The sequence below is a fragment of the Marinimicrobium sp. LS-A18 genome (assembly GCF_000463525.1).
GTDB classification, from domain to species: domain Bacteria; phylum Pseudomonadota; class Gammaproteobacteria; order Pseudomonadales; family Cellvibrionaceae; genus Marinimicrobium; species Marinimicrobium koreense.
Genome location: NZ_AWEP01000002.1, coordinates 1,150,370 through 1,171,428, shown reverse-complemented (window position 1 = coordinate 1,171,428; position 21,059 = coordinate 1,150,370). Strand labels below are relative to the sequence as shown.

Below are 21,059 nucleotides of genomic sequence, written 5' to 3'. Positions count from 1 at the left end.
GGCCGGGTATCAGAACAGGCGTCCCAGAAGGAAAGGGATGGCCACTTCGGTTTTGAGAATGCGGGGCCCCAGGTGTACCGCCTGAACCCCCAGTTCGCTGAGCCGGCCGATTTCGTATTCATTGAACCCACCTTCCGGGCCCACCAGCAAGGTGACCGGTTCCTGCACCTGAGCCGGACAGGCAATGGCGTCGTAGGGGTGGGCCACCATAGCAAGCCGGCCTTCAATCAACCCGGGCAGGGTGTCTTCCACAAACGGTTTGAACTGACGATGGTAGTGCACCTGCGGCATCACCGTGTCGCACCCCTGTTCCAACCCCAGTTGCAGCTGTGCCTCCACCGCATCCGGATGGATGCTGGGTGACTGCCAATAACTTTTCTCCACTCGACGGCTGTGAATCAGGTGCAATGCTTTGACGCCGCTACCGGCGACGGTCTGCAGTATCCGTTTGATCTGTTGGGGGCGGGGCAGGGCGAGCACCAGGGTCAGGGGCAGAGGCTCCGGAGGCGGGCGATCCAGCGTCAGGGACAACCGGATTCGCTCCCGGCTCAGTTCGGTCACCTCTCCAGTACCCCAGTCACCGTTCAGCCGGCCAACGGTCAGGCGGTCACCGAGCTGGGGTTTGAGCACCTGAAGAATGTGGTCGAGTCGGCGCTTATCCGACAGGTCGGCCACCGTGGGACTGAGCAGGTCGCTGTCGGCAAGCAGCAGTAAGTTCATTGGGGGTGACCGGTTGCGGGCGTTGAATCGACAAAATGGCGTCCCCGCCAGGACTCGAACCTGGAGCTTCCGCTTAGGAGGCGGAGGATTTATCCTGTTAATCGACGGGGACATCGGCTGCCGCGTTGGCCCGGGGGCGCCGACAGGGGCGGCAACTATACTAAAAAGCCTTACGCCGGCACAAGCCGACATTAGGGGCGATCACGCCTTGACCAGGGTCTGGGAGCCGCCCTGAGGGCCGGAGCGGCCTTGGGCGTTGTACAGCGAGGGACCGTCGTTACTTTGTCCTCTGAGTAGGTCCAGGAGCGTGCCCACCGTCTGCCGGGAGCGCTGAATGATTTTGCCGTTGATATCGTTGAGTGCCCGACAGGCCTCAAAGTGCTCGGCGAGCTCTTGCCATTGTGGGGTCTGTGCGCGGGTGTCCGGGCGCTGGTGCAACCACTGCTGCCAGCCTTCGTGGTTGTGGGGAAGCCTGGCGGCATCCAGCCAGCTTTGGCGTTGCAGGGCGTGCTCGCCGAGTGCGGCCATGAGCCGGTTTTTGGCGTCGATGAGCGGGGGAAGGGCGTCCAGATCGCGCTGCTCCAGCGCTTCGCGCTCGTTCAACAGCACCTGTCTGAGCTCTTCAATGGCTTGGGCGTCGTGTGCCAGCATCTGGCTGACGGATTCGGCTGGGGGAGTCATGTTGGCCTCGGTCATGGCGGATCATCGAAAATCGAACGCTGCTTGGCCCGGGCGGTGTTGGGGGCCCGCCGGGCCAGCGGGGGTTATCCCAGCAGGTCGTCCTGATTGAGCATATTCTGGGCGATGCGTTCGGGGTCGATTTCAAATCGACCCTCGGCAATGGCCTGTTTCAGGCTGGCGACGCGCTCGACGTCGACATCCGGCAGTTGCGCCAGGTTCTCTTCCAGGCGGTTCATGCTCTGTGCCTCCGCACTGAGTTCAACACTGTCGCGGCTCGCCGGACGCGGGCTGCTGCCAGCGGCTCCGGATTGCGGACCGGATTCTCGGGGTGCCACGGTGCTGGGGCGGTTGTTGCCGCCGTTGTTGCCGGGCTTGATACCGTTGTTTGAGTCAATAACCATATTTTGTTCCCCAACAAAATGTTCGATGATGCCGGCCGGAAGACCGGGAGCCAGCCAAAATGCGGGCTTCTGACCAGACTATCGGCCGGCATCCTTATAACTTTAATACTCTTTGTGTATAAATGTGACCCATTTCGCGTTATAAAATCACGTCGACCGTCCCGGGTCCGGTGATTCGCCCTCTGACGATACGTTCAGAGCGGTCGTTCCGCACCCGGATCTGCTCTCCCACCCGCCCGGAGCTCAGGGCGGTGCCGGTGGTATCAACGCTGATGGTGCCCATCCGGGCGCGCAGGCGCACCTGGTCGCCCCGTTCGACGACGGTTGGCTCGATCAGTAACCCCAGCCGGACCGGCTCGCCGGCCTTCAGCGGGCGGCGCAACTCCTTCCCCAGAGCCGACGTTGCATCAACGACAAAACCTTGACGCAATTGGCCAGTGTCTCGCAATGCCATGGTCATATCGTCCCGGGCGATCCGGTGACCTCGCCCCAGGCTCCGGCTGGCGACGGCGACCTCACGGTATACCGCCACCTGCGCCGGGACGTACAGCGCCCAGGCGGTGGGGCCGGGGCAGCGGGTGTGCACTGTCAGATTTCCGCCGCTGCGCTCCTCATCGCTCACCGTCATCGCCAGAGGGGCCTCGCAGGCTTTCAGGTGGAGGCGGCTGTCGAGCCGGCCCACGGTAATCTTGGTCCGCTTTACTGACGGAACTCGGTAGTGTGCCTCCAGGAACTGCCGCACGTCGGCCCTGAGCTCGCTCAAATCCTGGTATGACGCGCTCTCCGGGCTGGCCTGGGCCAGCGCGGCGAGCAGAACCAACAGCAATGCGCCCGCCAGTCGCCCGCACAACGGCCCGACTCCCCGGGGGGAGCATTGGCTCAGGCTCTGAAAAAGGCGACAGGGACCCATCTTTTGTCCTATTCTTTGTGCATGACGGTAAAGGTTAAAGCGTGACGGTTTTCAGCCGCTAACGGAACTATCGGCACTATTGAAGCAAGGAGCGTGCCGTCGGGCGGAATGCTCGCGGGGAGCGCCGGGGCATCCGCGGTTGGGGTGTGGGCGTATTCTCCCGGGCAGTGGGTTAATAGACGTTTAATGAAATCAGAGGTAGAAGGGGCATCCATGGCCGGAGTATTGGATAACGTGAACCAGAGAACGCGTCTGGTGGGTGAAAACCGGCTGGAGCTGCTATTGTTCCGCTTGGGGGGACGGCAGCTGTACGGTATCAACGTGTTCAAGGTGAAAGAGGTGTTACCCTGCCCGCCGCTGAATGCCATTCCCGGGCGGAACCCGGTGGTACGTGGGGTCGCTCATATCCGCGGCGGTACCCTGTCGATCATGGATATGAATCAGGCCATGGGCAAGGCGCCACTGGAAGACATACGGTCGAGTTTTGTCATCATTACCGAGTATAACCGCACGGCCCAGGGGTTCCTGGTGCGTGGGGTGGACCGGATCGTCAATATGAACTGGAGTGATATCCATCCGCCACCGCGGGGAGCCGGCAAAGCGCATTATCTGACGGCGGTTACCGAGGTCGATGGCGAGCTGGTGGAGATCGTGGATGTTGAAAAAATTCTGGCGGAAGCGGCACCGGTCAATGAGCAGATCAGTGAAGGTGTCATTGAAGACGGTATCAGCGAGCGGGTGGTCCAGAAACATGTCCTGATCGTGGATGACTCGGTCATTGCCCGCAAGCAGGTGCAGCGGGTGATGCAGTCCATCGGGATTCAGACAACCCTGAAAAAAGACGGGCGCGAAGCGCTGGACTATCTGCTGGATATGGTCGCTCAAGGTAAGAACCCGGATGAGGCGCTGGTGATGATCATCTCGGATATCGAAATGCCGGAGATGGACGGCTATACCTTCACCGCCGAGATGCGCAATCACCCGGATTTGAAGGGGCTGCATATTTTGCTGCACACTTCGCTCAGTGGTGTTTTCAATCAGGCAATGGTCAAGAAAGTGGGGGCGGACGCCTTTCTGGCCAAGTTCAGTCCGGATGAGCTGGCGCGTCAGGTCAATGACCGGGTCAGAGCCATGACGGGCGAAGATCTGCTCGAACAGAGCGAATGAGGGGTGGCTCAGGCTACCGTGGGAGCATACTTTTGAGCGGTAAGTATTGATGAGTAATGCGGCGGGAAAACGCGACAATTTTGATCAGGCGGAATTTGATCACTTTCGTCAGTTTCTGCAGGATGCCTGCGGCATTGCGCTGGGGGACAATAAACAGTATCTGGTGTCCAATCGCATCCGGCGCCTGCTCGAAGAGTATCAATTGTCCTCGTTCAGTGACCTGGTCCGGGCGCTCAAGCAGAATACGAACCGTCGTCTGAAAGAGCAGGTCATTGATGTCATGACCACCAACGAAACGTTCTGGTTTCGTGACATCTACCCCTTCGAGTATCTGCGTAACACCCTGCTGCCGTCCTGGATGCAGACCGAACACCGCATGGCCGGGCCGATCCGCATCTGGTCTGCCGCCTGTTCCTCGGGCCAGGAACCCTATTCAATCAGCATGATGGTGGAGGAATTCCGGCGTCAGCGGATGGGCGCTCTGGCCCGACCGGTACAGATTGTCGGGACCGACCTGTCATCCATCGTGCTGGACCAGGCCAAGCGGGGCGAATACGATCGCCTGTCGGTGGTGCGTGGTCTGTCGACCGAGCGGCTGGAGCGTTATTTTGACAACCCGCGGGAGAACGTCTGGCGGGTGAAGCCGCTGGTGCGGGATCGAATAGAGTTCAAGGCCTGGAACCTGTTGGATTCCTACGCGGGCTTGGGCAAATTTGATATCGTCTTTTGCCGCAATGTTCTGATCTATTTTAACGCTGACCTCAAGCGTCGGATTCTGGAAAAAATCCACGGCTCGCTCAAGCCGGGCGGTATTCTTTTTCTGGGTTCTTCCGAGGGCTTGGCGGGAGCGTCCCATCTGTTCGAAATGGTCCGGTGTGACCCCGGTATTCTCTATCGCGCCAAATAGCGAATGACCCGAGAAAGGATGAGAGAGGAGAAACGCCGTGTACAAACTGGCTTTTTTCGTTCCCGAAAGCCATCTTGAAACCGTCAAAGCCGCCGTCTTTGCCACCGGGGCCGGGCGTATCGGTGATTACGACAGCTGTTGCTGGCAGAGTCTGGGGCAGGGGCAGTTTCGACCCCTGGCGGGCAGTCAACCGTTTCTCGGGCGTCAGGGCGAGGTCGAGCGCGTATCCGAGTATCGCGTCGAGCTGGTGTGCGCCGACGATCTGATCCGCCCGGCCATTTCGGCCCTGAAGGCGGCCCATCCCTACGAAGAACCGGCGTACGACGTCTGGCAGCTGGCCGAACTGTGAGGCCCGGGTTTTCCGGTTTCAGCAAGGATCCAAAGTGATACAAGGCGGTGGTTGCGGCGTATAGCTCTACCCAATGTTTATCCCCCAAAGGAAAAAGGAGTACTCGTCATGAACAACCTGTTCCCCCGTTTGATTCGATGGACGCTTGCCGGCAGCCTGCTTTCGGTCTGCCTGAGCGCCCAGGCCGAGCTGCAGACCCGTGAAATTGATTATCAGGTCGATGGTGAGACATTCACCGGCTACCTGGCGTATGACGATGCGCATAGCGGAACCCGACCGGGTGTATTGATCGTGCATGAATGGTGGGGGCACGGCGAGTATGTCCGTCAGCGCGCCGAGATGCTGGCCAAACTCGGTTATGCCGCCTTCGCGCTGGATATGTATGGCTCGGATAAATACGCGGAACATCCCAGCCAGGCGAATGAGTTCATGCAGGCCGTGATGAGCGATAAAGAGGCGGCCAAAGCGCGCTTCACCGAGGCGCTCTCGGTGTTGCGTGAGCAGCCCATGGTGGCACCGGATGATATCGCCGCGCTGGGCTATTGCTTTGGTGGCGCCGTGGTGTTGAACATGGCCCGCGCCGGTGTGGACCTGGACGGGGTGGTGAGTTATCACGGTATGTTGGCCGCAGAGTCACCCGCGCAGCCGGGAGATGTGAAGGCCGCCGTCAGGGTGTTCAACGGCGAGGCGGACCCGATGGTGCCCGCCCAACAGGTAGCGGACTTTGAGGCGGAAATGCGTCAGGCCGACGTGGACTACGAACTGGTGAACTACGCCGGTGCCCAACATGGTTTTACCAACCCGGAGGCGACCGAGCTGGGGCGTCAATTCGAGCTCCCGCTGAGCTATGACGCCAGTGCCGATGCGGATTCTTGGCACAAGACGCAACAGTTCCTTGAGGACCTGTTCCGCTAGCGGGTTGACGGTGTTTCGCCACTTCGGCAAGCAATGTCGGGGTGGCGGCGCAAAAGTGCGGGACATCGGTTGCAAGTCCCTGGCCGGGCACCGATAATCACTGTAGATAACACTAAATCAAGCCCGGCACCGCGGTTCACAGGAAGACGGAGCGGGCCCTGAAATGGAGTACAGTGATTATGACCCTGGATTATGACCGTACCGTCGTGTCGGTTCTGGATGAGGCTCTGCGGCAGTACGAACGCAGCGATTCGTTCAGCTGTCTCGGCCATACGCTGACCTACGGCGATCTGGACCGTCTCTCCGGCCAATTTGCGGCCTATCTACAGCAGCACACGGACCTGCAGCCGGGCGACCGCATTGCCATCCAGCTTCCCAACATTCTCCAGTACCCGGTGGCACTCCTGGGCGCGCTACGCGCGGGGCTGGTGGTGGTCAACACCAACCCACTGTACACCGCCCGGGAAGTCAAACATCAGTTGCAGGACTCCGGCGCACGGGCGCTGGTGGTGCTGGCCAACATCGCGGACAAAGCCGCCTCGATTGTGGCTGACACCGAGGTCGAGCAGGTGATCGTGACTGAGCTGGCGGACCTCCATCCACCCGTGAAACGGGTGCTGCTCAACACCGTGATCAAGTACATCAAACGCATGGTGCCGAGCTTTCACTTTCCCCGTCAGGTTGAGTTCCGCCAGGCGCTCGGGCTTGCTCAGGGTGCCTATCGCAAAGTCGAGCAGTCTCCGGACGATGTCGCCGTGCTCCAGTACACCGGCGGCACAACCGGCGTTGCCAAAGGCGCCATGCTGACGCACCGCAACCTGGTTGCTAATATGCTTCAGGTGAACAAGCACATGGAAGGGGAGTTCCGGGTCAATCAGGAATACTATATTGCCCCGTTGCCGCTCTACCATATCTATGCGTTTACGCTGCATATCACCTCGGCGCTGTCCCTGGGCAATCACAACCTGCTCATTCCCAACCCACGGGATATCAAAGGTTTTGTCAAAACCCTCAAAGGCAAACCGTTTACCTGCTTTGTCGGGTTGAACACCCTGTTCAACGCCCTCTGCCGGGATCCGGATTTCGTCAAACTGGACTTCAGCCATTTGCGACTGACCGCCTCCGGCGGCATGGCGCTGACGGCCGCTGCCGCACGGCGCTGGAAAGAAGTCACCGGTGTCGGCATTTTTGAAGGCTACGGCCTGACCGAAACCTCCCCGGTGGTTTCCATCAATCCGCCGGGTGCGATCCAGCAGGGCACTGTCGGGCTACCCATGCCGGACACAGAGTGCAAGGTGATCGACGAAGAGGGGCAGTCGCTCCCCAACGGTGAGCCCGGTGAGCTGTGCGTGCATGGCCCCCAGGTCATGAAGGGCTATTGGAATCGACCCGATGAAACCCGACAGGTACTCGATGAGGACGGCTGGTTCAAAACCGGCGATATGGCGGTCATTCAGGAGGATGGCTACATCCGGATTGTCGATCGCAAGAAGGATATGATCAATGTGTCCGGGTTCAAGGTCTTCCCGAATGAAGTGGAGGATGTGCTCTGCACCCACCCGGACATTGTCGAGGCGGCGGTCGTGGGTGTGCCCGACGAGGAAAGTGGTGAGCTGGTCAAAGCCTATATCGTCGCCAACCGGGACATGACCGTGAAAGAAGTCCGGGAATTTGCCAAGAAAAATCTGACCCCTTACAAAGTGCCGCACGATGTCGAGTTCCGGGACGAGTTGCCCAAATCCAACGTGGGCAAAGTGCTGCGGCGTGAGTTGCGGGACGAGGAACCAGCGAAAACCGGCCGTGCGTGACATCAGCTAGAGAGTGTTCATGAAAAGAGCCCTGATTCTCTCTGGAGGTGGCGCGCGTGCCGCTTACCAGGTGGGTGTTTTACAGGCGCTGGCCAATATTCTGCCAGCGGACACCGTCAATCCGTTTCCGATCATTTGCGGCACTTCCGCCGGGGCGATCAATGCGCTGGCGCTGGCGTGCCACCCGGGCAATTTTCGAGAGTCAGTCCAGTCGCTGGCGGGCATCTGGCAGCGGTTGACCCCCGGTCAGGTCTACCGCCACGGCTGGAGTGATCTGGCCCGCGGGCTGGGTCTGCTCGGGTTCTCCCTGTTCAACGAAGGGGTCGGGCGCACGCGGCCTCTGTCGATGCTGGATAACGGTCCCTTGTGGCATCTGTTGGGTACGTCGGTACGTTTTGAAAATCTCGATGCCGCCATTGCCAGCGGCAAGCTGCATGCAGTAGCGGTCAATGCCATGGGTTACAGCTCGGGGCAGTCGGTCAGTTTTTTTCAGGGGGCGCCCGAGCTGGAGGGCTGGAATCGCCACCGTAGAGTCGGTATGCCGACCCGACTGAAACTGGAACACTTGTTGGCCTCGTCGGCCATTCCGACCATTTTCCCGGCGGTTCGCATCAATCGGGAATATTTCGGTGATGGTGCGCTTCGCCAGTTGGCACCCATCAGTCCGGCGCTACACCTCGGGGCGGAATCCCTGTTTATTGTCGGGGTCAGTGGCAATCGTGAAGCCCGCAAGCCGGTGCATCGGCGTACCGTACGGCACTCGCCGTCCATGGCCCAGATTGTCGGGCAGCTTTTCAACAGCGCTTTCATCGATGCACTGGAAGGAGACCTGGAGCATCTGGAACGCATCAATGAACTGGTCGGAATGATTCCCGAAGACAAGCTTGCCGCCGCTGATTTACCGCTGCGCGCGGTGGATAACCGGATCATTTCCCCCTCCCGGGAGCTGGATAATATCGCCGGGCGCAAGGTGCGGAACCTGCCCAAGAGCCTGCGTTTTTTCCTGCGTGCCATCGGTGCGACGGCGAAGGGAGGCGGTGCGACGGCGGCCAGTTATCTGTTGTTTCACCAGTCTTTCATTGGCGAATTGATGGAACTCGGTTACCAGGACACCATGTGGGAAGCCGATCGACTCAAGCCGTTTTTTGGAGTCACAAGCGGGTAACCCGGGAGGCTCCGTTGATGTTCATGCAACAGCGAAAATTCGGGTACCGTTGGTTCGCACTACTGTTGCCTGCGCTGCTATCAGTAATAGGCTTTGCCCTGGCGGCGGACGATAAACCTCAAGCGGGTAAGGTCGGGGCGTTGTCATCCTCGGGGACAGAACTGGAGTTTTCCGACTGTGCTCTCACAGCCAACGAACGACTTCGCCATGTGCAGTGCGCCCGCTTGAGCGTTCCGGAGAATTATGAGCAGCAGGGACCGGACGATGTCTGGATCGATCTGCTGATCGTGCGTCTTCCGGCCACCGCCGCTCAGGTCCAGGATGATCCGGTTCTGGCGATTGCCGGCGGCCCCGGTCAGGCGGCCAGTCGCAGTTTTCTTCGCCTGGATCGGGCCTTTGCCCAACTGGCCCGGCGGCGTGATATCTATCTGGTGGATCAACGCGGCACGGGGCAATCGAGCCCGCAGCCTTGTGCGGTGGATGATGCTGCCATGCCATTGGCCGACCCGGACCCCGCGCAATTGTCCTCTCTGGCGAGGGCCTGTTTGCAGGATTTCAACGGCGACCCGCGCCACTATACAACCGAGGTGGCGGTGCGGGATCTGGAGCGGGTGCGTCAGGCGCTCGGGGTGTCCCGCTGGAACCTGTACGGCGTTTCCTATGGCACTCGGGTAGCGCAGACTTACATGCGTCGGTATCCGGACGCGGTCCGAACGGCCGTTCTGGACGGTGTGCTGCCCGCCGATGTCAGTCTCGGCCCACAAATAGCCGGTCACAGCCAGGCCGCCCTGGATGCACTGATCCGTCAGTGCGATCAATCATCGCCTTGTCGGGAGCGGTTTCCCGAACTGCAACGGGACATTACCGAACTGCTGGATCGGCTTGAATCGGAGCCGGTGGAGGTTCGCTATGAATCCCTTCGCGATGGAAGCTGGCAAACCTTGAGGTTCACCCGCGCCCATCTGGTCAACGTGATTCGCATGGCGCTGTATAACAGCGATGTGCTTTCGGTGCTGCCGCCGATGATTGACTCGGCGGCTCGGGACAACAATTTGGTTGCTCTGGCGCGGCTCGCGCAGCGGCTCGATATCAGTGACGATATCGCACTGGGTATGCACAACAGTGTGGTCTGTACCGAGGACGCGCCCTTTTATCCGCAGATCGGTGCGGAGGAAGGCGAGGGCACCTATATGGGGCCGGGGTTTCTGGCGGGGTTGAAAGCCATGTGCGAGCCCTGGCCTCGCGGAGAGATGGGCGAGCATTTCAAAGCGCCCCTGAAATCGGACATTCCCACCTTGTTGCTCAGCGGCGAGCGGGATCCGATTACGCCACCGGCCTACGGTGATCAGCTCATGCAGACCCTGGGCAATGCACGCCACCTGGTGGTGCCGGAGCGGGGGCACCAGGTCGGCTTGCTGGGGTGTGTGCCGGATATCATCGCGCGCTTTGTCATCTCGGCGGAGCCGGGTTCATTGTCGGCGGACTGTCTGGACAGAGTGCAGACGGTTCCCCTGTTTCTGGACCGAAACGGACCATCACCCTGAGGCGGCGTTGACGTGATTCACACCGAGGCATTAGTAAAATCCTTTCACTCCAGGGGCCGCAAGAAGACACCGGTCCAGGCGCTGGTGGATGTCAGTTTTGACGCGCGGGATGGGGAAATCACCGGTCTACTCGGCCCCAACGGTGCCGGTAAATCCACGACCTTGAGAATTCTGGCCGGGCTGGTCAAACCCGACCGCGGCCTGGCCAGCGTGGACGGTCATGACGTGGTGAAAGCACCCCTGGCAGTCCGCCGGCGGTTGGGGTTTTTGCCGCACAATGCCGGCCTGTACCCCAGACTGACCAGTCGGGAAAACCTGGTGTACTACGGGCAGTTGTGCGGATTGAGTGCCGAGGAGGCGCATCATCGGGCCAGTGAGCTGATTGAGCGGCTTGATATGGAAGGTTTTGCCGATCGACGGGCTGAGGGATTTTCCCAGGGACAGAGAACCCGGGTGGCGCTGGGACGCGCCTTGATTCACAACCCGAGCACCCTCATTCTCGATGAGCCAACCAATGGTCTGGATGTCATGGCCACACGCAACCTGCGGACGATTCTCCGCCGCCTTCGGGACGAGGGCCATTGTGTGTTGATCTCCAGCCACATCATGCAGGAGGTGTCCCGTCTGTGTGACCGGGTGGCCATCATCAGTGAGGGACGCATTGCCATGACCGATACCGTGACCGGCATTCTGGAACGCACCGGGCAAAGTGATCTGGAAGATGCCTTTGTGGCCGCCATTGGTGAACAGCCCGAGGTGCAGCCATGAGGTCGTTCTGGGTCATTCTGTTGAAGGAGATCCGGGACAACTTGCGGGATCGGCGCTCCATGTTTTTCACCTTGCTATACGGCCCTCTGCTGTTGCCCGCGTTGATGATCGGGCCCTTGGTATTCAACGTCAATAAATTCAGTGTCGATACGGAACAGCCACTCTCAGTGGCGGTGTTCGGGCGCGAGCGGGCGCCCAACCTGATGGCGTTTCTTGCCGAGCACAACATCAATACCGAAGCGACGGAAGAGAATTTCATTGAGCCACTGCGCCGTGGTGACCTGCCGCTGGTTCTGGAAATTCCGGAGGATTATGAACCGGCTCTGCGCAACGCCAGACCCGCCCCGGTGGTGATTCATTACCACAGTGGAGATGACGACGCGACCCAGCAGCGGCGGCGACTGCGGGCGGTGCTCGATGGCTATGATGCCCGCTTGCGAAGCCTGCGGTTTCTGGCCCGGGGGATGGACGAGCAGGTCTTTGACCCGCTTCATATCAGCGAGCGGGACGTTTCCACCCAGGTGCCGGGTGAGGCGTTCATGGGCTTGATCCTGCCATTCATGTTGCTCTTCTCCATGATGATGGGTGGCTTCTATCTGGCGGTGGATACGACCGCGGGGGAGCGGGAGCGGCTATCGCTGGAGCCGCTGCTGGCTTTGCCCGTCCCGCGTTGGCAACTGGTACTGGGTAAGTATGTCGCCATACTGGCGTTCGTCCTGATGTCTCTCATTCTGCCCTTGATCAGCGGCTTTGTTCTGTTCGGCCTGCTGGACGATGGAGTATTCACCAGCCGTTATGATTTTTCGGCATCTACGTTCGTGGCCGCAGCGTTTTTGCATTTGCCGGTCGCCCTGCTGATGACCGCGTTCCTGTTTGTCATTGCGGCGTTTGCTCGTTCGACCAAGGAGGCCCAGACGCAGCTGGGCATTGCCATGCTGGTGCCCATGTTGCCGTTTTTCCTGCTGCAGTTCCTGAACATTCCCGAGCAGAGTCTCACCATGGCGATTCCATTGCTCGGTCAGTATCAGCTGATGACTCAACTGGTAAATGGGCAGTCGATTGTCCCGTTGCACTGGGTGCTTTCCAGTGTCAGCTGCGTCGTGTTGGCGGTGTTATTGATGTCGCTGGCCGTGCGCCGATATCGTCACGAGTCGATTCTCCAGTAATTCAATGAAGTCGAGGAGTCTATGTTGTCCCACAAGGCTCAGAATATTTTGATCAGTCCGGCGCTCAGCGTTCAGACGTTGAGCGACATTCTGCGCCGGGAGGGTTTCGCAGAAACCGAGGCGGCGCACCTGGCGAACACCTTCACCGATAACAGTATTGATGGTGTCTACACCCACGGACTGAACCGCTTTCCCCGTTTTGTCGACCTGATCCGTCGCGGCCATGTCGTGCCCTCGGCGAAGCCCGAGCGCACTCTGGCGGCGGGCGTTCTGGAGCAGTGGGACGGACACCTGGGGGCGGGGATACTCAATGCCTGCACCGCCACGGAACGGGCCATGGTGTTGGCCGAATCTCACGGATTGGGCTGTGTGGGACTGGCGAACACCAACCACTGGATGCGCGGTGGTACCTATGGTTGGCAAGCCGCTGAGCGCGGGTTTGTGTTTATCGGTTGGACCAACACCATCGCCAACCTGCCGGCCTGGGGGGCTGCGGATTGTCGTTTGGGGAACAACCCGTTGGTGATGGCGGTACCTCACGAACCGGGTGCGGTTGTCCTGGATATGGCGCAATCGCAATTTTCCTACGGTGCGATGGAATTGGCGGTCGAACAGCAGCGTAAGCTGTCCGTGCCCGGGGGTTACGATACCGCCGGGCACATGACTGACGACCCCCGGGCCATTCTTGAAAGTCAGCGGCCGGTGCCCGTGGGTTACTGGAAAGGCGCGGGGCTGTCGCTGATGCTGGACCTGCTCGCCACCCTGCTCAGTGGTGGCCGCTCCACGGCGGATATCAGTCAGCAGACACTGGAGTATGGTGTGTCTCAGGTTTTTATCGCCATTGATCTCAACCAGCTTGGCGATCGCCCCGCTTTACGCGGTGCTGTCCAGTCGATCATCGACGATCTCCATCGCTCCCGGCCGGCAAAGCCCGACGGTGTCATCCGCTATCCGGGTGAGGCGGTACTGGCTCGACGCGCGGAAAACCGGCAGAGCGGCATACCGGTTGATGCCGCACTCTGGGGCTCGATTCAGGCGTTGTAGCGTGTGCTGTGGCAGAGACGAAAGCGGCGTCTCACGTAAAGGAAGGTAAAGGTCATCTCGGGGAGGATTTAAAAGGGGGAAATGATCCCAAGCAATAGGGGTTCACGTACATCCGTTCATTGATTTTCCGTGCTCTACGGATTTTGTTCAGGAGAACGAAACATGCCCCATTTGACCGACCCAATCCGGATTGGCGACCTACAGTTGTCCAATCGCATCATCATGGCGCCCCTGACACGCTGTCGCGCCTCCAAAGGCCGGGTGCCCAACGATATGATGGCGGAGTACTATCGCCAGCGTGCCGGTGCGGGCATGATCCTGACCGAGGCCACCTCTGTGACCCCCATGGGCGTTGGTTACCCGAACACCCCGGGAATCTGGTCGGAAGATCAGGTGGCGGGCTGGCGCAAGGTGACACAGGCGGTGCACGCTGAGGGTGGAAAAATTCTCCTGCAGCTGTGGCACGTTGGCCGGATTTCGGACCCGGTGTATCTGGAGGGCGAACTACCGGTCGCCCCCAGTGCGATTCGCCCGGAAGGGCACGTCAGTCTGATTCGTCCGAAAAAAGAGTATGTCACGCCGCGTGCGCTGACCCTGGATGAGATTCCGGAGCTGGTGGAAGCCTATCGACGCGGGGCCGAAAACGCTCGGCGTGCGGGGTTTGATGGAGTGGAAATTCACGGCGCCAATGGTTATCTGCTGGATCAGTTTCTGCAGACCAACAGTAACCAGCGCACCGATCAGTACGGTGGTTCGATCGAAAACCGCGCCCGACTACTGCTGGAGGTGACCGATGCGGTACTGAGCGTCTGGGAGCCCGGTAGGGTCGGGGTGCATCTGGCGCCGCGCGGTGATGGCCACGACATGGGTGATGAAGACCCGGCCGCGCTGTTCGGTTATGTGGCGCACGAGCTTGGCAAGCGCGAGTTGGCCTTTCTGTGCTCGCGGGAGCACGAAGCGGAGGACAGCCTGTCGCGGGAGCACGAAGCGGAGGACAGCCTGGGCCCGGACCTGAAAGCGCAGTTCGGCGGCGTCTACATCGCCAATGAAAACTATGAGAAGACCAGCGCCGAGCGCTGGCTGGCCGAAGGCAAGGCGGATGCCGTCGCGTTTGGCAGACTCTATATCGCCAATCCGGATCTGGCGGAACGTTTCGCGATTGACGCGCCCCTGAATGAACCGGACCCGACGACTTTCTATGCCTCGGGCCCGGAGGGCTATACCGACTATCCCACCCTGGCGCAGTCCAGAGCCCGGGCAGAAATCGCGTAAGGTTTTCCTGATCGTCGAAACAGAAACACCCCGCGGATGGCTCCGTCGGGGTGTTTTTTTATGGGCTCAGGTCGGGCGGCGCGGTCAGGAGGCGCGACGGCGGAACAGCGGCTGAGGCTGGTCGACCGAGGCCTGGTAGTACTCGGTAAAGTCGTTCAGTGCCTCGATGGTGGCCTGCAGGTGTTGTTCCCGATCGGTACCAAAGTCGAAGGCATTGACGCCACAGCGGCGCAGGTAACAGGCCTGTTCGGCCAGGAAATACCCCACGGCCCGAAGCTCGCCGGTAAAACCAAAACGCTCGCGCAGCAGCCGCGCATTGGTAAAGGCGCGACCGTCGGCGAAGGCCGGGAAGTGCACCGCGACCAGTGGGAAACGCTGCGCCTCTTCACCGAGTTGATCGGCGGTCTCGTCGGTATCGATCCATACGCCGATATCCTTCCGGGCCGAGAGTGCTTCTTTCTGGGCCAGCCAGACCGAGAGCGGGACAATGATCTGTCCGGCGGGTACTTCCGCCTCGGCCGCCTCGCCCTCGGGCTTGGCCATCAGGGTCCATTCGTTGTCGACGATGGCGCCGTCTTTAACTAGCTTTGGCATAGACACGCTCCTTGAAGGGGGCAATACCCAGTCGGTTGACGGTGTCGATAAAGGGCTCTTCTTCGGTCCGCTTCTCGACGTACACATCGATGATTTTCTGGACCACCGACGGCATATCCTCGGCGGTGAAAGAGGGGCCGATCACCTTGCCAAGGGCGGCATCGTTGCTGGAGTTGCCACCCAGAGTCACCTGGTAGAACTCCTCGCCTTTCTTGTCGACCCCGAGAACGCCGATATGACCGACGTGGTGATGCCCACAGGCGTTCATGCAGCCGGAGATGTTCAGGTCGATGTCACCCAGATCGTAAAGGTAGTCCAGGTCTTCAAACTGACGCTGGATGGCCTCGGCAATCGGAATGGATTTGGCATTGGCCAGTGAGCAGAAATCGCCACCCGGGCAGCAGATGATGTCCGTCAGGGTGCCGATGTTGGGCGTGGCAAAGCCGGCGGCCTTGGCTTTCTGCCAGAGGTCGAACAGATCGGCTTTCTTCACATCCGCCAACACCATGTTCTGCTCATGGGTGGTGCGCACTTCGCCAAAGCTGAAATCGTCGGCCAAGTCGGCGATGATTTCCAACTGCCGGTCGGTAATGTCGCCGGGCGCGATACCGGTCGGCTTGAGCGACAGGTTGACGGCGGCGTAACCGGGCTTCTTGTGATCGCGTACGTTGCGCTTCAGCCAGTTGGAGAAGGCTTTGTTGTCGATGGCGAGCGTGTCGAGCTCGGCCTGTGCGGCGGCATCATCCAGGCTTTCGTAGGCCGGCTCGGTGAAGTAACTGTGGGCCCGGTCGATTTCCGCCTGGGTGAGGGTGGCGCTGCCATCGCGCAGGTGCTGCCACTCCTGCTCGACCTTTTCCGCGAATACTTCGGGGGTCATGGCGCGCACCAGAATCTTGATGCGGGCCTTGAATTTGTTGTCCCGGCGGCCGAACTGGTTGTAGATGCGCAGAATCGCTTCCAGGTAGGTCAGCAGGTGCTGCTCGGGTACGAATTCATTGATCAGGCTGCCAATCACCGGCGTGCGACCCAGGCCACCGCCCACGAAGACGGAGAAGCCCAGTTCGCCGGCATCATTGCGCACAATCTGCAGGCCGATATCGTGCACGCGGATGGCGGCGCGGTCTTCCTGGGTGGCGCTCACGGCGATCTTGAACTTGCGCGGCAGAAAGGCGAATTCCGGGTGGAAGGTGGACCACTGACGGATCAGTTCGCAGTAGGGGCGGGGGTCCACCAGCTCATCGGTGGCGACACCGGCAAATTGGTCGGTGGTGGTGTTGCGGATGCAGTTACCACTGGTCTGGTTGCAGTGCATTTCCACTTCCAGCAGCTCCGCCAGAATGTCCGGCACTTCTTCCAGCTGGGGCCAGTTGAGCTGGATGTTCTGGCGGGTACTGATGTGGCAGTAGCCCTTGTCGTAGGTACGGGTAATGTGGGCCATTTTGCGCAACTGGCGGCTGTTCATCAGGCCGTAGGGCACACAGATGCGCAGCATCGGCGCCAAGCGCTGAACATAGAGGCCGTTTTGCAGACGCAAGGGAAGAAACTCCGCTTCTTCCAGCTGGCCGTCCAGATACCGCTCCATCTGCGCGCGAAACTGGGTAACGCGCTGCCCCTGGATGCGGCGGTCGTATTCGTCATAGATGTACATAGAGGGCTGTATTACCTGTACTTCCGGGAAAGGTTGGGTATGTTAGCGAACGCTAATGCAATAGCGCCCGTAAACCGGTGTATTGTCGCGGCGGAGGATACAGCAAAACCCGCTTCGGCGCGACCCTGAACGGAGGCGGTGGTCGGCCGCACACCCGTTTCAGAGGGCGCAAAAATACCAGAGACCGGGGGCCGGTTTGAACGAATGTTTTCCGCTATCCTAATGCTTTTTGGTTATATCCGGCGGCGGTCGCTTGTCAATCCGGGTGGGGTGTGATTAGATTCGACTGTCCTGTAGGGGCGTAAAGCGGCTCAGCTGATGGCTGTAAAGCGCTCCTATCCTTACCACGTTTGGCGAGAGGAGAATAACAATAATGTCTGAGCAGACTGATGTTATGAAAAATGAGACCCATGAAGCCCACGAGGGCGATGCGTTTGCCGATGCCATGGCGGCGGTGGCGCTGATTGCCATCTTCGTGGTCACCTGTGTTTACTGGGTCAGTGGCCAATAAGATTTTCTTGCCGGCACACTGATCGACCGGGGGTGTCTTTGACGTTGCCATCAGAGCGCCCCGATCCCACCCGATGTCTTTCCGACTCTTTGCATTGAAATAATTGCGTTGTCAATTAATGTCTGGCAGGATTCCTTTCACCTGTCTGATGTCATTGCGAGGGAGTCATGCTGGGTTCTGATCGAGCGGCCACCAAAGGCCTGCACCTGCACAACAGTTTCACCTTCTGGATCAACCGTCTGGCCAGTCAGATGCGGGAGGCGTTCAATGAGGCGCTGACCGAGCATGACGTCAGTTGGCCCCAGTGGATGATCCTCAACGTGCTGTTTCATGAGCTGGCCAACACGCCGGCCCAGATTGCCGATAATATTGCGGTGGATCGCTCAGCGGTCACCCGTCTTCTGGACCGCCTGGAAACCAAGCAACTGGTGCAGCGTGAGCATGACGGTCTGGACCGTCGCTCCGTGAAAGTGCACCTGACCCGGTCGGGACACGCACTGGTCGAAACGCTCAATGAGCTGGCCGTCATCCACCAGAACCGCTTTCTGAATCAGTTGCACCCGACGGAGCTTCGGGCGTTCAAGGGGAATATTCAGAAGCTGCTCAAGGCCGTTGATATCGATAGCACGCAGCTCTGGAAGCACGTCTGATTTACTGTCCGGCCTGGGAGAGCACCAGTCGAACCACGAACACCATGATCAGTATAAAGATCGCGGTGAACAGCACTCCGGAAATGATGTAGGCGGCAATGCTGCCGTGCTTGAAATCGCGCTCGCGGTTTTTGCTGCTTTGCACACCAAAGGCGGCCGCCAGAGTGCTGATGATGATCTGAAACAGGTTGGGTTTTTTATCCGGGTCTTCAGGGGCACTCATGTTTCGGCCTCATAGTCTTATTTGCGAGTCGTATTATGTCGTCTTCAACGGATCATCTGACCGTTCTGCCCCCCTGTGAGGAGGACGTTGGGATTGTACGCCAGGAGAGCAGCTTTGTGGTGGTGGATAAGCCGACCCGGCTGTTGACCGTCCCCGGCCGTCATCCGGCCAATCGTGACAGTGTCATCGCCCGGCTGCGGGAAACTCACCCGGATGTTCACGCGGTTCACCGGTTGGATTTCGATACCTCCGGACTGTTGGTGATTCCGCTCACCAAGGCCAGCCTGTCCAACCTCAGTCGCCAATTTCAGGCTCGCACCGTGAAAAAAACCTATACGGCGGTAGTACACGGCCTGGTACTGGAAGATCAGGGCGTCATGGAGTGGCCGATTGCCCCCGACCCGGAGCGGCGCCCACGAAGTAAAATCTCTGAGGACGGCAAACCGGCACTGACCCATTACCGGGTGCTGTCCCGCAACCGGGAAGACAACACCACGCGCCTGGCGCTCTCTCCGGTCACCGGACGCTCCCACCAGTTGCGCCTGCACTGTGCCGAGCTGGGACACCCCATACTGGGGTGTGAATTCTATGCGCCGGAGTCGGTGCGCCAGCAGGCGCCGCGTCTGCTACTGCATGCCTCAATGCTCAGCTTTGACCACCCGGAATCGGGTGAGGCCGTCTCTTTTGAGTCGGCGGCCCCCTTCTAGCCGTCTATTTTTCTTGTCGCCGATGAGCCAGTTCACGGTACAGCTGCTCCCGCTCTTCGAGTAGCTCTATCACCAGCGCCACTCCGGCCAGATTCAACCCCAGATCCCGATGCAGGTTGCGGGCCCGCCTGAGGCGGGTGAGGCTGTGGCCGCTGAAGGTCCATCGTTGAGCGGAAGGTGACAGAGGGTCGATCACGCCTTCCTGCACCAGCTCCACAATGAAATCCGCCTCTACCTGACAGCGTCGGCACAGTTCCCCCAGAGTGAGTTCAACTTCTTCCTCGACAATAGAACCGGTCACCCATTGGGTTTGCTCCTTGGACATGATCAGACCTCCAGATGACGGCGTGGGTTGAATGGGGCTGCTTCTGCCAGCTTTTCGTAGGCGGCTTTTGCCGCGCCGTCGTGGGCCGGCGGTGTATGAATGCTCAGCTCAACGTAGAGATCACCCGGCGGAAAGCCGGGCAGGCCACGCTCTTTGAGCCGGAGCTTGCGTCCGGACTGGGACGCTTCCGGAACTTTCAGATCGACCTTGCCCGTGGGTGTGGGGATCTGGATTTTGGTGCCGAGCGCCGCTTCCCAGGGCGTCAGCGGCAGCGCCAGGAACAGGTCTTTCCCATCCATCCGGAAGTGGCGGTGGGGCTTGAATTCCACTTCAAGGTAGAGATCCCCGCTGGGCCCGCCTCCAAGCCCCGGCGAACCCTGACCGGCCAGGCGGATGCTCTGCCCGGGTTTTATCCCCTTGGGAATTTTGATGTTGAGGGTGCGTGGGGTGGTCTGAACTCTCCCTTGGGCATCCACGCTCTGACTGCGCAGCGTAATCTGCCGTGTGGCGCCGCTGAAGGCGTCTTCAAGGTCGATCTGGATGCGTGCGCGCTGATCCTCGCCCTGGCCCCGGAATCCGCCCTGGCCAAATCCGGCCTCTCGGTTGAAGCCGCCTTGACGGAAGCCGCTGCCGAACAGGTTTTCGAAAAAGTCACTGAAACCACCGGCACCCATGCCGCCGTGGTAGTGTTGTCCTGCGCCGCCAAAATCGAAATCCTGTCCCCACTCGGGAGGTGGTTCAAAGTCCTGGCCGCGCTGCCAGTTACTGCCGAGCTGATCGTAAGCGGCGCGTTTTTCCGGGTCCTTCAATACCTCGTAGGCCTCGCCCAGCTCTTTGAACTGGTCTTCCGCACCGGCATCTTTGTTGACATCCGGATGATACTTGCGCGCCAGCTTCCGGTAGGCGCGCTTGATCTCATCCTGGCTGGCGTTTCTCTCGACCCCAAGGGTCTTGTAGTAGTCCTTGTATTCCATCGGTGACCTCGCGAATCACAGGAACCCAATACGAACAAACCTTAGCGCCTAAATGGTTGGGGCAAATTGATATTCATCAAGTATGGCACTTACTCTCCCTGAACGGTGGCGACCAGGGTGCGGCTGCCGGCGTGATTGCGATGCTCACACAGGTAAATTCCCTGCCAGGTTCCCAGGTTCAGACGCCCGTCGGTAATCGGAATGGTCAGGCTGGCACCAATGGTGGTGCATTTGATGTGAGCCGGCATGTCGTCATCGCCTTCATAGTCATGCTCGTAGTAGGGAGCCCGCTCAGGGACAAACTGATTGAAGTGTCGCTCCAGGTCACCGCGTACGGTCGGGTCGGCGTTTTCGTTGATGGTCAGTGAGGCGGAGGTGTGCTGAATAAACAGGTGCAGCAGGCCGCATTGAAGGTGGTCCAGCGGGGGCAGGGCTCTGAGCACTTCCTGGGTGACCAGGTGGAAGCCCCGGCTTTTGGGGGGCAGGCGAAATTCAGTCTGTTGCCACATAGGTTATCTGCCTGTATCGGTCGGTCGCGTGGAGGACGTCGGCGCCAGAAATGGCGCACTCGACGTCATGCAGACACAAAGGGTAACGCGGTGTTGTTGAA

Annotated in this window: 24 protein-coding genes and 1 tRNA gene; 14 read left to right on the top strand and 11 right to left on the bottom strand. The window is 59.8% G+C overall.

Annotated features, from left to right (window positions below):
* Positions 1-9: 9 nt before the first annotated feature.
* The 5 genes from N645_RS0105200 to flgA all read right to left on the bottom strand — a co-directional run bounded on the left by N645_RS0105200 (position 10) and on the right by flgA (position 2,712).
* Complete coding sequence (locus N645_RS0105200) at positions 10-720, bottom strand: 16S rRNA (uracil(1498)-N(3))-methyltransferase (RefSeq protein ID WP_024460453.1); 711 nt, start codon at positions 718-720, stop codon at positions 10-12.
* Between the two features lie 36 nt (positions 721-756).
* Positions 757-832 (bottom strand) — tRNA-Arg (locus N645_RS0105195).
* An 89-nt stretch (positions 833-921) separates the two neighbouring features.
* Positions 922-1,401 (bottom strand): flagella synthesis protein FlgN, encoded by a 480-nt coding sequence (locus N645_RS0105190; RefSeq protein ID WP_036160249.1) that lies wholly within the window; start codon positions 1,399-1,401, stop codon positions 922-924.
* Positions 1,402-1,484: 83 nt separating this feature from the next.
* Positions 1,485-1,802, bottom strand: a complete 318-nt coding sequence (gene flgM / locus N645_RS0105185) for a flagellar biosynthesis anti-sigma factor FlgM (RefSeq protein WP_024460451.1) — start codon at positions 1,800-1,802, stop codon at positions 1,485-1,487.
* 139 nt (positions 1,803-1,941) lie between these two features.
* Positions 1,942-2,712 carry a flagellar basal body P-ring formation chaperone FlgA gene (gene flgA / locus N645_RS0105180; RefSeq protein WP_081665878.1) on the bottom strand — a complete coding sequence of 257 codons (771 nt, stop codon included), beginning with the start codon at positions 2,710-2,712 and terminating at the stop codon, positions 1,942-1,944.
* A 213-nt stretch (positions 2,713-2,925) separates the two neighbouring features.
* On the opposite strand from flgA, the gene N645_RS0105175 reads away from it, so the two are divergent.
* From N645_RS0105175 to N645_RS0105125, 11 genes are all read left to right on the top strand, one after another.
* A complete protein-coding gene (locus N645_RS0105175; RefSeq protein WP_024460449.1) occupies positions 2,926-3,879 on the top strand; it encodes a chemotaxis protein CheV in 954 nt (317 codons plus the stop codon).
* A gap of 49 nt (positions 3,880-3,928) precedes the next feature.
* Positions 3,929-4,786 (top strand): protein-glutamate O-methyltransferase CheR, encoded by an 858-nt coding sequence (locus N645_RS0105170; RefSeq protein ID WP_024460448.1) that lies wholly within the window; start codon positions 3,929-3,931, stop codon positions 4,784-4,786.
* Between the two features lie 37 nt (positions 4,787-4,823).
* A complete protein-coding gene (locus N645_RS0105165; protein ID WP_024460447.1) occupies positions 4,824-5,135 on the top strand; it encodes a YqfO family protein in 312 nt (103 codons plus the stop codon).
* A gap of 108 nt (positions 5,136-5,243) precedes the next feature.
* The gene (locus tag N645_RS0105160; RefSeq protein ID WP_036159877.1) at positions 5,244-6,050 is read left to right on the top strand and encodes a dienelactone hydrolase family protein; all 807 of its coding nucleotides are present in this window, start codon (positions 5,244-5,246) and stop codon (positions 6,048-6,050) included.
* Between the two features lie 179 nt (positions 6,051-6,229).
* Positions 6,230-7,858, top strand: coding sequence for an AMP-binding protein (locus N645_RS0105155; protein WP_024460445.1), 1,629 nt, complete (start codon positions 6,230-6,232; stop codon positions 7,856-7,858).
* 19 nt (positions 7,859-7,877) lie between these two features.
* On the top strand, positions 7,878-9,023 hold the full coding sequence (locus tag N645_RS0105150; RefSeq protein ID WP_024460444.1) for a patatin-like phospholipase family protein: 1,146 nt from the start codon (positions 7,878-7,880) through the stop codon (positions 9,021-9,023).
* A 17-nt stretch (positions 9,024-9,040) separates the two neighbouring features.
* Complete coding sequence (locus N645_RS0105145) at positions 9,041-10,567, top strand: alpha/beta hydrolase (RefSeq protein WP_024460443.1); 1,527 nt, start codon at positions 9,041-9,043, stop codon at positions 10,565-10,567.
* A 12-nt stretch (positions 10,568-10,579) separates the two neighbouring features.
* Entirely contained in the window at positions 10,580-11,335 is a 756-nt protein-coding gene (locus tag N645_RS0105140; RefSeq protein ID WP_024460442.1) for an ATP-binding cassette domain-containing protein, read from the top strand.
* A complete protein-coding gene (locus N645_RS0105135; protein WP_024460441.1) occupies positions 11,332-12,501 on the top strand; it encodes an ABC transporter permease in 1,170 nt (389 codons plus the stop codon). The genes N645_RS0105140 and N645_RS0105135 overlap by 4 nt, the downstream gene beginning before the upstream one ends.
* 21 nt (positions 12,502-12,522) lie before the next feature.
* A complete protein-coding gene (yiaK, locus tag N645_RS0105130; RefSeq protein ID WP_081665876.1) occupies positions 12,523-13,545 on the top strand; it encodes a 3-dehydro-L-gulonate 2-dehydrogenase in 1,023 nt (340 codons plus the stop codon).
* A 162-nt stretch (positions 13,546-13,707) separates the two neighbouring features.
* Positions 13,708-14,817, top strand: coding sequence for an alkene reductase (locus N645_RS0105125; protein WP_024460439.1), 1,110 nt, complete (start codon positions 13,708-13,710; stop codon positions 14,815-14,817).
* Positions 14,818-14,901: 84 nt separating this feature from the next.
* Here N645_RS0105125 and N645_RS0105120 read toward each other — a convergent pair whose 3' ends face one another.
* Complete coding sequence (locus tag N645_RS0105120; protein ID WP_024460438.1) at positions 14,902-15,411, bottom strand: DUF934 domain-containing protein; 510 nt, start codon at positions 15,409-15,411, stop codon at positions 14,902-14,904.
* The gene (locus N645_RS0105115; RefSeq protein ID WP_024460437.1) at positions 15,395-17,059 is read right to left on the bottom strand and encodes a nitrite/sulfite reductase; all 1,665 of its coding nucleotides are present in this window, start codon (positions 17,057-17,059) and stop codon (positions 15,395-15,397) included. The genes N645_RS0105120 and N645_RS0105115 overlap by 17 nt, the downstream gene beginning before the upstream one ends.
* Before the next feature lie 373 nt (positions 17,060-17,432).
* Here N645_RS0105115 and N645_RS18145 point away from each other — a divergent pair, with 373 nt between their 5' ends.
* Complete coding sequence (locus tag N645_RS18145) at positions 17,433-17,570, top strand: hypothetical protein (RefSeq protein ID WP_170162818.1); 138 nt, start codon at positions 17,433-17,435, stop codon at positions 17,568-17,570.
* Positions 17,571-17,737: 167 nt separating this feature from the next.
* Positions 17,738-18,220 (top strand): MarR family winged helix-turn-helix transcriptional regulator, encoded by a 483-nt coding sequence (locus N645_RS0105105; RefSeq protein WP_024460436.1) that lies wholly within the window; start codon positions 17,738-17,740, stop codon positions 18,218-18,220.
* Between the two features lies 1 nt (position 18,221).
* Here the strand turns inward: N645_RS0105105 and N645_RS0105100 are convergent, their stop codons facing one another.
* Positions 18,222-18,443, bottom strand: coding sequence for a DUF2970 domain-containing protein (locus N645_RS0105100; RefSeq protein ID WP_024460435.1), 222 nt, complete (start codon positions 18,441-18,443; stop codon positions 18,222-18,224).
* A gap of 35 nt (positions 18,444-18,478) precedes the next feature.
* Here N645_RS0105100 and N645_RS0105095 point away from each other — a divergent pair, with 35 nt between their 5' ends.
* Positions 18,479-19,150, top strand: coding sequence for an RluA family pseudouridine synthase (locus N645_RS0105095; protein ID WP_024460434.1), 672 nt, complete (start codon positions 18,479-18,481; stop codon positions 19,148-19,150).
* 4 nt (positions 19,151-19,154) lie between these two features.
* Here N645_RS0105095 and N645_RS0105090 read toward each other — a convergent pair whose 3' ends face one another.
* From N645_RS0105090 to N645_RS0105080, 3 genes are all read right to left on the bottom strand, one after another.
* Positions 19,155-19,475 carry a chaperone modulator CbpM gene (locus N645_RS0105090; RefSeq protein ID WP_024460433.1) on the bottom strand — a complete coding sequence of 107 codons (321 nt, stop codon included), beginning with the start codon at positions 19,473-19,475 and terminating at the stop codon, positions 19,155-19,157.
* Between the two features lie 2 nt (positions 19,476-19,477).
* A complete protein-coding gene (locus N645_RS0105085; RefSeq protein WP_024460432.1) occupies positions 19,478-20,449 on the bottom strand; it encodes a DnaJ C-terminal domain-containing protein in 972 nt (323 codons plus the stop codon).
* An 89-nt stretch (positions 20,450-20,538) separates the two neighbouring features.
* On the bottom strand, positions 20,539-20,958 hold the full coding sequence (locus N645_RS0105080) for a secondary thiamine-phosphate synthase enzyme YjbQ (RefSeq protein ID WP_024460431.1): 420 nt from the start codon (positions 20,956-20,958) through the stop codon (positions 20,539-20,541).
* Positions 20,959-21,059 lie beyond the last annotated feature (101 nt).

Coding starts and splice junctions, on each gene's coding strand:
- N645_RS0105200 (WP_024460453.1), bottom strand. CDS start 720: ATGAACTTACTGCTGCTTGCCGACAGCGACCTGCTCAGTCCCACGGTG.
- N645_RS0105190 (WP_036160249.1), bottom strand. CDS start 1,401: ATGACTCCCCCAGCCGAATCCGTCAGCCAGATGCTGGCACACGACGCC.
- flgM (WP_024460451.1), bottom strand. CDS start 1,802: ATGGTTATTGACTCAAACAACGGTATCAAGCCCGGCAACAACGGCGGC.
- flgA (WP_081665878.1), bottom strand. CDS start 2,712: ATGGGTCCCTGTCGCCTTTTTCAGAGCCTGAGCCAATGCTCCCCCCGG.
- N645_RS0105175 (WP_024460449.1), top strand. CDS start 2,926: ATGGCCGGAGTATTGGATAACGTGAACCAGAGAACGCGTCTGGTGGGT.
- N645_RS0105170 (WP_024460448.1), top strand. CDS start 3,929: ATGAGTAATGCGGCGGGAAAACGCGACAATTTTGATCAGGCGGAATTT.
- N645_RS0105160 (WP_036159877.1), top strand. CDS start 5,244: ATGAACAACCTGTTCCCCCGTTTGATTCGATGGACGCTTGCCGGCAGC.
- N645_RS0105155 (WP_024460445.1), top strand. CDS start 6,230: ATGACCCTGGATTATGACCGTACCGTCGTGTCGGTTCTGGATGAGGCT.
- N645_RS0105150 (WP_024460444.1), top strand. CDS start 7,878: ATGAAAAGAGCCCTGATTCTCTCTGGAGGTGGCGCGCGTGCCGCTTAC.
- N645_RS0105145 (WP_024460443.1), top strand. CDS start 9,041: ATGTTCATGCAACAGCGAAAATTCGGGTACCGTTGGTTCGCACTACTG.
- N645_RS0105135 (WP_024460441.1), top strand. CDS start 11,332: ATGAGGTCGTTCTGGGTCATTCTGTTGAAGGAGATCCGGGACAACTTG.
- yiaK (WP_081665876.1), top strand. CDS start 12,523: ATGTTGTCCCACAAGGCTCAGAATATTTTGATCAGTCCGGCGCTCAGC.
- N645_RS0105125 (WP_024460439.1), top strand. CDS start 13,708: ATGCCCCATTTGACCGACCCAATCCGGATTGGCGACCTACAGTTGTCC.
- N645_RS0105120 (WP_024460438.1), bottom strand. CDS start 15,411: ATGCCAAAGCTAGTTAAAGACGGCGCCATCGTCGACAACGAATGGACC.
- N645_RS0105115 (WP_024460437.1), bottom strand. CDS start 17,059: ATGTACATCTATGACGAATACGACCGCCGCATCCAGGGGCAGCGCGTT.
- N645_RS18145 (WP_170162818.1), top strand. CDS start 17,433: ATGTCTGAGCAGACTGATGTTATGAAAAATGAGACCCATGAAGCCCAC.
- N645_RS0105105 (WP_024460436.1), top strand. CDS start 17,738: ATGCTGGGTTCTGATCGAGCGGCCACCAAAGGCCTGCACCTGCACAAC.
- N645_RS0105100 (WP_024460435.1), bottom strand. CDS start 18,443: ATGAGTGCCCCTGAAGACCCGGATAAAAAACCCAACCTGTTTCAGATC.
- N645_RS0105095 (WP_024460434.1), top strand. CDS start 18,479: ATGTCGTCTTCAACGGATCATCTGACCGTTCTGCCCCCCTGTGAGGAG.
- N645_RS0105090 (WP_024460433.1), bottom strand. CDS start 19,475: ATGTCCAAGGAGCAAACCCAATGGGTGACCGGTTCTATTGTCGAGGAA.
- N645_RS0105085 (WP_024460432.1), bottom strand. CDS start 20,449: ATGGAATACAAGGACTACTACAAGACCCTTGGGGTCGAGAGAAACGCC.
- N645_RS0105080 (WP_024460431.1), bottom strand. CDS start 20,958: ATGTGGCAACAGACTGAATTTCGCCTGCCCCCCAAAAGCCGGGGCTTC.